General features: G+C 74.0%; 10 protein-coding genes. 4 read left to right on the top strand and 6 right to left on the bottom strand.

Annotation, left to right across the window (positions count from 1 at the left end; translation table 11 throughout):
- Positions 1–103: 103 nt before the first annotated feature.
- Positions 104–889, top strand: a complete 786-nt coding sequence (locus tag IEY78_RS28515) for an SDR family oxidoreductase (protein ID WP_189103101.1) — start codon at positions 104–106, stop codon at positions 887–889.
- A gap of 34 nt (positions 890–923) precedes the next feature.
- On the opposite strand, the gene IEY78_RS28510 is transcribed toward IEY78_RS28515, so the two are convergent.
- Positions 924–2,042, bottom strand: a complete 1,119-nt coding sequence (locus IEY78_RS28510; protein ID WP_189103099.1) for an ADP-ribosylglycohydrolase family protein — start codon at positions 2,040–2,042, stop codon at positions 924–926.
- A 199-nt stretch (positions 2,043–2,241) separates the two neighbouring features.
- Between IEY78_RS28510 and IEY78_RS28505 the strand changes: the two genes are divergently transcribed.
- Together IEY78_RS28505 and IEY78_RS28500 are read left to right on the top strand one after the other, a co-directional pair.
- Positions 2,242–3,201 (top strand): D-2-hydroxyacid dehydrogenase family protein, encoded by a 960-nt coding sequence (locus IEY78_RS28505; protein ID WP_189103097.1) that lies wholly within the window; start codon positions 2,242–2,244, stop codon positions 3,199–3,201.
- Positions 3,202–3,307: 106 nt separating this feature from the next.
- Positions 3,308–3,565, top strand: a complete 258-nt coding sequence (locus IEY78_RS28500) for a hypothetical protein (RefSeq protein WP_189103095.1) — start codon at positions 3,308–3,310, stop codon at positions 3,563–3,565.
- A gap of 31 nt (positions 3,566–3,596) precedes the next feature.
- On the opposite strand, the gene IEY78_RS28495 is transcribed toward IEY78_RS28500, so the two are convergent.
- The 3 genes from IEY78_RS28495 to IEY78_RS28485 all read right to left on the bottom strand — a co-directional run bounded on the left by IEY78_RS28495 (position 3,597) and on the right by IEY78_RS28485 (position 7,977).
- The gene (locus tag IEY78_RS28495) at positions 3,597–6,245 is read right to left on the bottom strand and encodes a bifunctional FO biosynthesis protein CofGH (RefSeq protein WP_189103093.1); all 2,649 of its coding nucleotides are present in this window, start codon (positions 6,243–6,245) and stop codon (positions 3,597–3,599) included.
- Between the two features lie 132 nt (positions 6,246–6,377).
- Complete coding sequence (locus tag IEY78_RS28490) at positions 6,378–6,779, bottom strand: VOC family protein (protein WP_189103091.1); 402 nt, start codon at positions 6,777–6,779, stop codon at positions 6,378–6,380.
- A gap of 373 nt (positions 6,780–7,152) precedes the next feature.
- A complete protein-coding gene (locus IEY78_RS28485; protein WP_189103090.1) occupies positions 7,153–7,977 on the bottom strand; it encodes a TIGR03619 family F420-dependent LLM class oxidoreductase in 825 nt (274 codons plus the stop codon).
- A gap of 176 nt (positions 7,978–8,153) precedes the next feature.
- On the opposite strand from IEY78_RS28485, the gene IEY78_RS28480 reads away from it, so the two are divergent.
- Positions 8,154–9,674 (top strand): CehA/McbA family metallohydrolase, encoded by a 1,521-nt coding sequence (locus IEY78_RS28480; protein ID WP_189103088.1) that lies wholly within the window; start codon positions 8,154–8,156, stop codon positions 9,672–9,674.
- Positions 9,675–9,748: 74 nt separating this feature from the next.
- Here IEY78_RS28480 and IEY78_RS28475 read toward each other — a convergent pair whose 3' ends face one another.
- Positions 9,749–11,209, bottom strand: a complete 1,461-nt coding sequence (locus IEY78_RS28475; protein WP_189103086.1) for an aldehyde dehydrogenase family protein — start codon at positions 11,207–11,209, stop codon at positions 9,749–9,751.
- Positions 11,206–12,945, bottom strand: a complete 1,740-nt coding sequence (locus IEY78_RS28470; RefSeq protein WP_189103084.1) for an N-acyl-D-amino-acid deacylase family protein — start codon at positions 12,943–12,945, stop codon at positions 11,206–11,208. Before IEY78_RS28470 ends, IEY78_RS28475 begins: the two co-directional genes overlap by 4 nt.
- Positions 12,946–12,971 lie beyond the last annotated feature (26 nt).

Genomic DNA, 12,971 nt, shown 5'->3' with positions numbered 1-12,971 from the left:
CCCCCGTGCGCGGCGAGGCTCTGGCCTTCCGCGGGTCCCGCACCTATCCTGACGCGCCATCAGGAACGCGGAACGTACCGGACGGCCCGGCCGGGAGGCGCGCATGCTGCTGCGGAACAAGACCGTCATCGTCTCGGGCGTGGGCACCGGGCTCGGCCGGCAGGTCGTGGCGGCCTGCCTGCGGGACGGCGCCTCGGTGGTGCTGGGCGCCCGCACGGCGGCGCAGCTCGCCGAGTCGGCGGCGCAGCTGGATCCTTCGGGCGCGCGGACGGCCTGGCGGTCGACCGATATCGCCGACGAGTCGCAGTGCGCGGCGCTGGCCGCACTGGCCGTGGAGCGGTTCGGCGGGATCGACGCGGTGATCCATGTGGCCGCGCTGGACTCGCTCTTCGGGGGCCTGCGGGACGCCGACTTCGAGTCCTGGGGCCGCGTCGTGGACATCAACCTCTTCGGCACGCTGCGGATGACCCGCGCCTGCCTGCCCTCGCTCACGGCGCGCGGCGGCGGCTCGGTGGTGATGATCGGCACCCAGTCGTCCCTCGCCGCACCCTCGCAGGTGCAGCAGGCGGCATACGCGGCGTCCAAGGGCGCGCTGGTCTCGGCGATGTACTCGCTGGCGCGGGAGCTGGGGCCGGACCGGATCCGGGTCAACACCGTGCAGCCGGGCTGGATGTGGGGCCCGCCGGTGGAGGCGTACGTGCGCTTCCAGGCGCACACCGAGGGCGTCCCGGAGTCCGAGGTGCTCGACCGCCTCACCGCGCGGATGGCGCTTCCCGGGCTGGCGACGGACGCGGACGTGGCCGAGACCGCGGTGTTCCTGGCCTCCGACCGGGCGCGGGCCATCACGGGCCAGTCCCTGCTGGTCAACGCGGGGGAGCTGATGCGGTAGCCGGTTCCGGTGCTGATCGGCCGGCCGGTGCGCCCTACGCCCTGGGGTACCGGGCCAGCCACCCCGGCGACGAGCCGGCCGGGCCGTGCAGCGCGGCCCCCTGGGTCATCTCCATCGAGAAGTCGTCGGCCAGTTGCAGGATCGTGCCCCGGCCCTCCAGCTCGGCCAGCCACTCCGGCGGCAGCGCCGTCTCGCCGTGCAGGGTGCCCAGCAGATTGCCGCAGACGGCGCCGGTGGAGTCGCTGTCGCCGCCGTGGTTGACGGCGAGCAGCAGCCCGTGCCGGATGTCCTCGGCGACCAGTGCGCAGTACACCCCGATCGCCAGCGCCTCCTCGGCCGTCCAGCCCTCGCCCAGCGACTCCACCCGGGCGGGCGTCGGCATCCCCTGCCGCACTGCGCCGAGCGCGCGCTTGAGGGCGTCGGAGGTCTCCTCGTGGCCCGGGCGGGTGGCCAGGTGCGCCAGGGCCTTCTGCACGGCCCCGTCGAGCACCTCGCCGCGGGCCAGTGAGTGGGTGATGACCGCGAGGGCGCCGGCGGCCAGATAGCCGGTGGGGTGGCCGTGGGTCTGGGCGGCGCACTCGGCGGCGAGCTGGAAGACCAGCTGCGGCTCCCAGCCGACCAGCAGCCCGAACGGCGCGGAGCGCATCACCGCGCCGCAGCCCTTGGAGTCCGGGTTCTTGGGCGCCTCCAGGGTGCCCATGGCCTCGTCGCCGAGTCCGCTCAGGCAGGCCCGGCCGGGCGCGCGGCGGGAGTAGAGCCACTCCTCGCGGGCGAGCCAGCCGTCGTCCTTCTTGCGCTCGTCGGGGCCCCAGTCGCGCTGGGTGGCGGCCCAGCGCAGATAGGCGCGGTGCACGTCGGTCGGCGGGTGCCAGGCCCCGGTGTCGCGGCGGACCTGCGCCCGGATCAGTCCGTCCACGGTGAACAGGGTCATCTGGGTGTCGTCGGTGATCGCGCCGCGCCGCCCGAAGGCAGGCACCAGGTCCGTGACGCCGTCCTGGCCGTGCGCCGTGCGGATCGCGTCGAGCGAGTCGAATTCGATACCGGCGCCCAGTGCGTCACCGAGGGCGCCGCCGAGCAGGCAGCCGCGCACCCGGCTGCGGAAGTCCTGCTGTTCCGCGCGCCCCCAGATGGCGCCGCCTCCCGCTGCGCTCACTGCGCCTCCCGAAGCTCACGACGTTCGGGGCCTAGCAGAGGCCCCTCGGAGCAGCACTGTAATCGTTCAGGATTGATCAATTTTTGGCCGAGAGGGTAATGCGAATAGTCACTCGCAAGGAGGCTTTTGGCCGGTACGGTCCCGATCAGCACCATCCGGCCACCCCGGCCGTCCCCCGCGCCCTCCAGGGAGAACCCGCATGACGCTGCGCTGCGCCGTACTCGACGACTACCAGGACATCGCCCTGTCGATGGCCGACTGGTCCCCGCTGGCGGGCGCCGTGGACGTCCGTGCGCTGCGCCGGCCGCTCGGCTCCGAGGACGAGGTGGTGGCGGCGATCGGCGACTGCGAGATCGTGGTCGCGATGCGCGAGCGCACCCCGTTCCCCGCCTCGCTCCTGGCCCGGCTGCCCCGGCTGCGGCTGCTGGTCACCTCCGGGATGCGCAATGCCGCCATCGATCTGGCGGCCGCCGCCCGGCACGGCGTCACGGTCTGCGGCACCGCGAGCCACACCGAGCCGCCGGTCGAACTGACCTGGGCGCTGATCCTGGGCCTCGCCCGCCACCTCACCACCGAGAGCACCGCGATGCGGGCCGACGGGCCCTGGCAGAGCACGCTCGGCGCGGATCTGCACGGCCGCACGCTCGGCCTGCTCGGCCTCGGCAGGATCGGCACCCGGGTCGCCCGGGTCGGCCAGGCCTTCGGCATGGACGTGACGGCCTGGAGCCGGAATCTGACCGACGAGCGCGCCGCGGAGGCGGGCGTGCGGCGCGCCGCCTCCATGGAAGAGCTGCTGGAGACCGGCGACTTCGTCTCCGTGCACCTCGTGCTCGGCGACCGCACCCGCGGCCTGCTGGGTGCGGACGAGCTGCGCCGGATGCGGCCCACGGCGTACCTCGTCAACACCTCCCGGGCCGCGATCGTCGAGGAGGCCGCGCTGCTGCGGGCGCTGCGGGAGCACTGGATCGCCGGCGCCGGGCTGGACGTCTTCGACCGGGAGCCGCTGCCCGCCGGCCACCCGCTGCGCACCCTCCCGAACGTGCTCGCCCTCCCCCACCTCGGCTATGTCACCCGCCGCAACTACGAGGGCTACTTCTCGCAGGCCGTCGAGGACATCACCGCCTTCCTGGCGGGCGGCCCGGTCCGCGTACTGGGCTGACGCGGGGCGGGCGGCGCCGGGCGGGCGGACGGCAGGGCGGTCCGGCCCCGCCCAGGGGGTCAACCGTTCGATCATGGCGGTGCCGCCCGCTGGGCATGCTGTCCCCATGTCCGAGTACGAGTGGGATCGCACCACCATGGCTGTTGTCGCCTCCGCGCTCTCCGGGGACAGCGACGGCGCGGTGGAACTCCTCCGTCCGCTCCCCCAGAGCGATGTCTGCCATATCGCCGTACGGCTCGCCGCGATGGCCGCCGACGCGCTGATCGTCGCCGCCCAGGACAGCGGAGGCGACCGCGAGGAGGCACTGTCGCAGTGGCAGCAGTCCATCCTGCAACACGAGGCCGAGTACGAGGGCGGCGAGTAGCGGGAGCCGCGGCGCCGTCCCCCGCCCCCCGCTACTCCACGACCGGCAGCAGCTCCGGCAGATGGCCGTCCGAGGCGAGGGCGGCGGCCCGGCGCTCCTCGGGGACCGGGCCGTAGGTCGTGGTGCGCGGGCGGGCCGGGCGGCCGGCCAGGTCGGCGATGGCGATCAGGTCCTGGATAGAGCGGTAGGAGCCGTAACTGGAGCCCGCCATCCGGGAGATGGTCTCCTCCATGAGGGTGCCGCCCAGGTCGTTGGCACCGGAGCGGAGCATCTCGGCGGCGCCCTCCGCGCCGAGCTTGACCCAGCTGGTCTGGATGTTGGTGAGGTGGGGGTGCAGCAGCACCCGGGCCATGGCCGTGACCGCGCGGTTGTCGCGCGTGGTGGGGCCGGGGCGGGCGATGCCGGCGAGGTAGACGGGGGCGTTGGTGTGGATGAAGGGGAGGGTGACGAACTCCGTGAAGCCGCCGGTCTCCTGCTGGATGCGCGACAGCAGCCGCAGATGGCCCAGCCAGTGGCGCGGCTGGTCGACATGGCCGTACATCATCGTCGAGGACGAGCGGATGCCCAGCTCATGGGCGGTCTTGATGACCTCGACCCAGGTGGCGGTGGGCAGTTTGCCCTTGGTGAGGACCCAGCGGACCTCGTCGTCGAGGATCTCGGCGGCGGTGCCGGGGAGGGAGCCCAGGCCGGCGGCCTTGGCCTCGGTCAGCCACTCGCGGATCGACAGCCCGGTGCGGGTGGCGCCGTTGACGACCTCCATGGGCGAGAAGGCGTGCACATGCATCCCCGGGACGCGTTCCTTGACGGCCCGCGCGATGTCGAAGTACGCGGTGCCGGGCAGGTCGGGGTGGATGCCGCCCTGCATGCACACCTCCACCGCGCCCACGTCCCAGGCCTGCTGGGCGCGGTCGGCGACCTGGGAGAGGGAGAGGGTGTAGGCGTCGGCGTCGGTGCGGCGCTGGGCGAACGCGCAGAAGCGGCAGCCGGTGTAGCAGACGTTGGTGAAGTTGATGTTCCTGGTGACGATGTAGGTGACGTCGTCGCCCACGGTGTCGCGGCGCAGCGTGTCGGCGATGCCGCAGAGGGCGTCCAGGGCCGGTCCGTCGGCGTGCAGCAGTGCCAGCGCCTCGGCGTCGGTGAGCCGGGTCGGGTCGTCGGCTGCCCGGGACAGCGCCTGCCGTACGTCGGCGTCGAGGCGCTCGGGGACCATCCCGGGGGCGGCGGCCTCGCGCAGCGCCTCCCAGTCGCCGTAGACCTCGTCGAAGTCGTCGCGGCGGTCGGTCGTGCGGCCGTCGGTGTCGATGGTGTGGTGCAGGTCCGTACGGCCCGAGGAGCTCATCGTGAAGCCCTCGTCGGGCTCCTGCCAGGGGCGGCCCACCACGGGGGCGTCCTCCACCGCCAGACCCGTCTCGGGGTCGGCGAGCGCACGGACATGGGGCAGCAGGCGGGGGTCGAGCCAGGGCTCGCCGCGCCGGAGGAACTCCGGGTAGATGGGGAGCCGTTCGCGCAGCTCGAAGCCGGCGGCGGCGCAGCGCGCGGTGAGTTCCTCGATCTGGGGCCAGGGGCGCTCGGGGTTGACGTGGTCCAGGGTCAGCGGGGAGACGCCGCCCCAGTCGTCGATCCCGGCGTCGATGAGCAGGGCGTATGCGCCGTCGACGAGGTTGGGCGGTGCCTGGATGCGGGTCGAGGGGCCCATGAGGTGCCGGGCCACCGCGATCGTCGCGGCGAGTTCCTCCAGCTCGGCGTCGGGCATTCCGCGCATCGCCGTGTCCGGCTTGGCGCGGAAGTTCTGCATGATCAGTTCCTGGATGCCGTGGTAGGCGCGCTGGATGCGGCGCAGCGCGAAGAGGGACTCGGCGCGCTCCTCGTACGTCTCACCGATGCCGATGAGCAGGCCCGTGGTGAAAGGGACGTTGGAGCGGCCGGCGTCCTCCAGGACGCGCAGCCGGACGGCCGGTTCCTTGTCGGGCGATCCGTGGTGCGGGCCGCCGGGCTCGCTCCACAGGCGCTCGGCGGTCGTCTCCAGCATCATCCCCAGGGAGGGGGCCACGGGCTTGAGACGCTGGAAGTCCGTCCAGGACAGCACCCCGGGGTTGAGGTGCGGCAGCAGGCCGGTCTCCTCCAGGACGCGGATGGCCATGGCCCGTACATAGGAGAGCGTGTCGTCGTAGCCGTGCGCCTCCAGCCACTCGCGGGCCTCGGGCCAGCGGTCCTCCGGCTTGTCGCCGAGCGTGAACAGGGCCTCCTTGCAGCCCATTTCGGCGCCGCGGCGGGCGATGTCCAGCACCTCGTCGGGCGACATGAACATCCCGTGGCCGTCCCGGCGCAGCTTGCCGGGGACGGTGGCGAAGGTGCAGTAGTGGCACTTGTCCCGGCACAGCCGCGTCAGGGGGAGGAAGACGCCGCGCGAGTAGGTGATGACGCCGGGGCGGCCGGCGGCCTCCAGGCCGGCGTCCCGCACCCGGGCCGCGGAGGCGCACAGGTCCCGCAGGTCCTCACCGCGGGCCTGGAGCAGCACCGTGGCCTCGGCGGCGTCCAGCGCCACGCCGTCCCTGGCCCGCTTGAGCGCACGGCGCATGGCGTTGGCCGTGGGCCGGCTCCCGCGGGTGGGCCCCAGGCTGAGGTCGCGGTCGGTCCCTTGGTCGGATGCCTGGTCAGGTCCCTGCGCGCTGGAAGTCATCCTCCGAGGATACGAGCGCCCACCGACAGCGCCGCCGCCGGAGATCGGGCGGCGGCTGTGCCACTGATCACTACGGCCGGAGGTTCCGTCCGGGCCCGTGCGGGCACTTCCCGGCGGCGGCTCACCGCATGCCTACATGCCGGACAGCAACTCCTCGGAGTAGGTCCGCGTCAGGAACTCCATGTTGTGGCCGTCGGGGTCGTTGAGATAGAGCCCCCGGCCGCCGTCCAGGGTGTTGATCTCCTGCGGCCTGTGGTGCAGGGGGTCGGCCCAGTAGGACAGCTCGCGCTCCTGTATGCGCGCGAAGATCGCGTCGAACTCCTCCTCGGTCACCAGGAACGCGTAGTGCGTGGGGACGAACTCGCGGCCGCTGGCGACATGCTCGGCGTAGTCGAGGGCCACCCCGTTGTCCAGCTTGAGGGCGGCGAAGGGGCCGTACGCCTTCGGTTCGGGCGCGCCGAGCAGCTCGGCCAGGAACCTGGCGGAGGCGAACCGGTCGGTGCTGTGCACGATCGTGTGGTCGAGGCGGGGCATGGGATCTCCTTGCTCTCTCCGGGCCCCTGACCGGCGCCGCCGCCCCGCACCACGGGGAGCGGGCCGGCCGTCGCTCTTCGGGGCCGCTGACCGGACTCCTGCGGACCCCTGAGCCGCCGCGACGCCCGGCCGCGGGGTCCTCACCTACGACGCTACGACTGCGCGGGCGCTCCCGGAACGGCCATCGGTCGCCCTCCGGGCGGGGGACGGTACGCCGATGGTCCTAGGGCTCGCCGGTGGGGTGTGGCGCGGGAGGGCGGGCGTGGTGCGGGTGAACGGGCGCGACGCCCCCGCCGCCCCGGGGAGGGCGCCCTTCGCGCCCCCGGCCGCCGGCTCCGGCCGTCACCGTCCCCGTACGCCCCACTCCCCTGCGTCACAGATACTGCGCGAAGTCATCGAGCGTCCGCAGGACTTCCGCGTCCCCGGCCGCCGGCAGTTGCAGGACCACTTCCGCCAGGCCCAGCTCGCGGTAGTGCGCCAGCTTCCCGGGCGAGGGGCGGACCGCGTACGGCACCACGACCGGCTCACCGGTGCGCCCGGCGTCCGTCCAGGCCTGCCGCAGCGCCGGCACGGTCTCGGTCAGCCCCCGCCCGCCGATCGGCAGCCACCCGTCCGCGTAGTCCGCGATCTGCCCGAAGAGCTTGGGCCCGGCCGCGCCGCCCAGCAGGATGCGCGGCGCGCCGTGCACCGGCTTGGGGTACGCGAGGGACGCCCGTACGGAGCCGAACGCGCCCTGGTACGCGGTCGGTTCCCCGGCCCACAGCGCGCGCATCAGCGCCACCCGGTCACGGGCCAGCTCCCGCCGGGTCGACCACTCCACCCCGTGGTCGGCGGCCTCCTCGGCGTTCCATCCGTAGCCGACGCCGAGGGTGAAGCGGCCCCCGGAGAGGAAGTCGAGGGTGGCGACCTGCTTGGCGAGGTCGACCGGGTCGTGCTGGCCGACGAGGGTGATGCCGGTGCCCAGGGCGAGCCGCTCGGTGACCGCGGCGGCCTGGCCGAGCGCGATGAACGGGTCGAGGGTGCGGCCGTATTCGCGGGGCAGGGGCTCGCCCATGGGTGCGGGGGTCTCGCGGCTGACGGGGATGTGGGTGTGCTCGGGGAGGTAGAGCCCGGCGAACCCGCGCTGCTCCAGTTCGCGGCCCAGCCGGTCCGGCCGGATCGTCTCGTCCGTCAGGAAGATCGTGGTCGCGATCCGCATGGGGAAACCTCCGTCAGACGTGTGGGTGACCGCATGGTGCCTCACCGGTCAACGGTTATCCACAGCCCTTTCGCCGCGTGTCCCGCTCCGCGTACAACAGTTCACGCGGCGCAACGAGCCGACCGCGGCGCGACACGGAACGGACACCACTCGGCAAGACCGGCAAGGGGGCGGGGATGGAACGACGCGAGGTCCTGAGACTTTCGGCGGTTGCGGGCGCGGCGGGCGCGCTTACGCTCGGACGTGTGAGCTTCGCCGACGCGGCACCCGCGGACGGGCGGCCCGGAGGAGGGCCCGGCGAGCAGACCCGCCGCGTGACCGGCCATCTGCCCACGGGAGCGCCGGACTTCGTCTATCTGCCCGTCGAAGTCCCCCAGGGCGTCCGCGAGATCGCCGTCTCCTACACCTATGACCGGCCCGCCGTCCCCGAGGGCACGGCGGGCAACGCCTGCGACATCGGCATCTTCGACGAACGGGGCACCGCCCTCGGGGGCGCCGGCTTCCGCGGCTGGTCGGGCGGGGCGCGCACGGAGTTCTTCCTGCGCGCCGACGACGCCACCCCCGGCTACCTCCCGGGCCCCGTCAACGCCGGCACCTGGCACATCGCCCTCGGCCCGTACACGGTCGCGCCGCAGGGGCTGTCCTACGACGTCACCGTCACCCTGCGGTACGGCCCCCGGGGCCACACCCCGCCTCCCGTCCATCCGCCCGAGCGCGCCCGGGGCCGCGGCCGCGCCTGGTACCGCGGGGACAGCCATCTGCACTCCGTGCACTCCGACGGCGGACGCACGCCCGCCGAGATCGCCGCGCTGGCCCGCGCCGCCGGGCTGGACTTCCTCACCACCACCGAGCACAACACCACCTCCTCGCACCGCGCCTGGGAGGGCCTGTGGGGCGATGACCTGCTGATCCTCACCGGCGAGGAGATCACCACCCGCAACGGCCACGTGGTGGCGATGGGCACCGACCCCGGGGTCTTCCTCGACTGGCGCTACCGTGCCCGCGACAACGCCTTCGGCAGGTACGCCCGTGCCGTGCGGCGGGCCGGCGGCCTGGTCATCCCCGCGCATCCGCACGCCACCTGCATCGGCTGCAACTGGAAGTTCGGGCTGAACGACGCCGACGCCGTGGAGGTGTGGAACGGCCCGTACACCCCCGATGACGAGGTCACCCTCGCCGAGTGGGACAACACCCTGGTCGCGCACGCCCAGGGCCGCGCCGACTGGCTGCCGGCCGTCGGCCACAGCGACGCCCACCGCGATCCGGATGTCGTCGGCCTGCCGCAGACCGTGGTGCTCGCCGACGACCTCTCCCGCCGCGCGCTGCTGGACGGCATCCGGGCGGGACGCGTCTGGATCGCCGAGTCCGCGAAGGTCGACCTGGCCTTCTCGGTCACCGGCGCGCACGGCGAACACGCCGGGATCGGCGAGCGCCTCGACGTCCCCGGCGCCTCCGAGGTCACCGCCCGGCTGAAGGTCACCGGCGCCCCGGGCTGCACGGCCTCGTTCGTCACCGACCAGGGGCGGCTGCACTCGGCCCCGCTCCCGCCCTCGGGCGACGGCACCCTCAGCTGGCGGACCACCCCCGACAACGCCGCCTACCTGCGCGCCGAGGTCCGCCACCCCGCCACCACCCCGGGCCTCCCGGGCCCGATGGCCGCGATGACCAACCCGGTCTTCCTGGGACGCCGGTGCTGAGCCCCGGGCCGGGTCCCGGCCGCCGAGGTGGTCCTGACGGTGATCCGCCGGGAGACGCCCTGATCGGCCCGCCCTCACCCCGGCCAGACGATCGCCTGGAGTTCGCTGTACGCGTGCAGGGCGTAGGAGCCCACGTCCCGTCCCACCCCGCTCTGCTTGAAGCCGCCGAACGGCGCCTCCATGTTCCGCCCGACGGTGTTCACCCCGACCCCGCCGGCCCGCAGTTGCCGGGCCACCCGGAAGCCGCGGGCGACATCGCCGGACCACACGTAGTCGAGGAGGCCGTAGTCGCTGTCGTTGGCGAGGGCCACCGCCTCGTCCTCGTCGTCGAAGGGCAGGGTGACGACGACCGGGCCGAAGATCTCCTCGCGCACCACCCGCATCCCGGGGGTGCAGTCGGCCAGCAGCGTCGGCGCGACGTAGAAGCCGCGCCGCGGACCGGACGGCCGCTCCCCGCCCGTGACGACCCGCGCGCCCTCCTTGCGCCCCAGCTCCACGTACGACTCGACGCGGTCGCGGTGCGCGGCCGAGATCACCGGCCCGACCACCGCCCCGCGCGCCCGGGGGTCGCCGACCGGCAGCCGCTCGGCGTATCGCGCCAGCCGCTCCACCAGCGCCTCGTACACCCGGCGCTGCACGAGCACCCGGGTGGGCGCCGTGCAGATCTGGCCGCTGTAGAAGGAGTACGTCGTGCCGATGCCGGCCACCGCCGCGTCCAGGTCCGCGTCGTCGAACACCACCGCGGCGCCCTTGCCGCCCAACTCCATGAGCTGGCGCTTCATCCCGCGTCCACAGACCTCGGCGATGCGCTGCCCGACGGCCGTGGAGCCGGTGAAGCTCACCATGTCCACGTCGGGCGCCTCTACGGCCGCCGCGCCGACCTCCGCCGAGGCCCCGCCGACGACGTTCACGACCCCCGGCGGCACCCCCGCCTCCGCCAGCGCCGCCGCCATCCGGTACACCGACAGCGGGTCCTGCGGGGCCGGCTTGACCATGACCGTGTTGCCCATCGCCAGGGCCGGCGCGATCTTCCCCGCGGGGTTCGCCCAGGGGTTGTTGTACGAGGTGATGCAGGTGACGACGCCGACCGGCTGCCGTACGGCCAGCGCGCCCAGCACGCCCGCCCGCCCCATCGGCCCGGCCTCGTTGATCTGCGGCGGCAGCCCCTGCTCGACCGGCTCCAGCGCCCCCCGCGCATAGCGCCGGAAGCGGGCCACCCCCACCGCGACCTGCATCCCGCGCGCGGTGGCGGTCGTCGCCCCGCTCTCGGCCTGCGCGAGTTCGGCGTGCGCGGCGAAGTCCCGCTGCATCAGCTCCGCGGCCCGGTCCAGGAGCGCGGCCCGGCGCTGCGGCGGCGTACGGGACCAGGCCGGGAAGGCCGCGCGCGCCGCGGCCGCCGCCTCGTACACCTGCGCCCGGCTCGCCTGCGGTGCGAGCCCGACGACGGCCTCCGTCGCCGGGTCGACGACCTCGTGGTGCCCGTCGTCCGGCTCGGTCCACTCCCCGCCGATGAACAGCCGCTCCGCGGCCCTCACTTGGTGCTCACCGTTCGCGTGTCCCGCCCCGAGCGCAGCACCGTCCCCGGCACCGCGCCGGTCACCACGTCCTCCCGGATCACCTCGACGCCGTTGACCCACACCGCGGTGACGCCGATCGCCCGGGAGTCCAGGCGCGGACTGTCGCCGGGCAGGTCGTGCACCAGCGTGGCCTTGCCCGCGTCGATCCGCTCGGGGTCGAAGAGCACCAGGTCCGCGTGCCAGCCCTCCTCGATGCGGCCCCGTTCCCGCAGGCCGAAGAGTTGCGCGGGGTCGTCTGTGAGCATCTTCACGGCCTGCTCCAGCCCCCTCAGCTTCCGGCCGCGCAGGCAGTCGCCGAGGAAGCGCGTGGTGTACGGCGCCCCGCACATCCGGTCCAGGTGGGCGCCCGCGTCCGACCCGCCCAGCAGCACGTCCTCGTGCCGCCAGGTCTCGGCGCGCAGCGCCCAGGAGGCCGGGTCGTTGTCGCTGGGCATCGGCCACAGCACCGTCCGCAGCGCGTCGTTGGCGCAGATCTCGACCAGGCAGGCGAAGGGCTCCTGGCCGCGTTCGGCCGCGATGTCCTCGACGACGCGGCCGGTCAGGCCCTCGTTGGCGGCGGAGTAGGTGTCGCCGATGACATATCGGCCGAAGTGGGCCAGCCGCCGGAAGACGCCCGCCTCCTCGCTGTTCGCCCGCCGCAGCATCTCGTCGCGCACGTCCGGGTCGCGCAGCCGCTCGATCCGCTCGGGCACCGGCAGGCCCAGGACCTCGCCCCACCCGGGTATCAGGTTCAGGGCGCAGAAGGTGCCGAGGGACATGTTCATGGGCGTGAGGATCGGCATCGTCAGGGCCACGACCCGGCCGCCGGCCCGCCGGGCCCGTTCGCCGGCGAGCAGCTGCCGCGGTACGCGGTCGGGCACGGCCGCGTCGATGGTCAGCACGTTCCAGTTCAGCGGGCGTCCGGCGGTCGCGCTCAGCTCGACCAGCAGGTCGATCTCGTCGTCGCTGAAGCGGTCCAGGCAGCCGGCCACGATCGCCTCGATCTGGGTGCCTTCGTGCGCGGCGACGGCCCGGGCCAGCGCCAGCAGTTCGGCCGGCTCGGCGTGCCGGGAGGCGACCGGCCGGCCGTCGCCGTCGGAGTGGGTGGCGGACCGGGTGGTGGAGAAGCCCCACGCCCCGGCGTCCATCGCCTCGTGGAAGAGCGTCAGCATCTGCTCCAGCTGCGCGGGCGTGGGCTGCCCGCCGACGGCGTCCTCCCCCATGACGTAGCGGCGCAGCGCGCAGTGCCCCACCATGAAGCCCGCGTTGACGGCGATCCGCCCCTCCAGCGCGTCCAGATACTCGCCGAAGGAGCTCCACGTCCAGGGCGCGCCCTCCTCCAGCGCCACCAGGGACATGCCCTCGACCTTGGCCATCATCCGGCGGGTGTAGTCGGCGTCGGCGGGCCGTTCGGGGTGGAGCGGGGCCAGGGTGAAGCCGCAGTTGCCGCCGGCCACCGTCGTCACCCCGTGGTTGAGCGAGGGGGTGGCGTACGGGTCCCAGAAGAGCTGGGCGTCGTAGTGGGTGTGCGGGTCGACGAAGCCGGGGGCGAGGACCAGCCCGGTGGCGTCCTCGCTGGTCGTCGCGGCCCGGGTGACGGTGCCGGCCGGCGCGATGACGGCGATCCGGCCGTCCCGGATGCCGACGTCGGCGGTGCGGGCGGGCGCGCCCGTGCCGTCCACGACGGTCGCGCCCTTGATCAGGTGGTCGAGCACGGGCGATGCCCCCTTCTCGGTGGCTC

This window comes from Streptomyces kronopolitis (genome assembly GCF_014646275.1).
Lineage (GTDB): Bacteria > Actinomycetota > Actinomycetes > Streptomycetales > Streptomycetaceae > Streptomyces > Streptomyces kronopolitis.
Note: the sequence above shows the minus strand (reverse complement) of the source record. Positions and strands in the feature narration are given on the sequence as shown.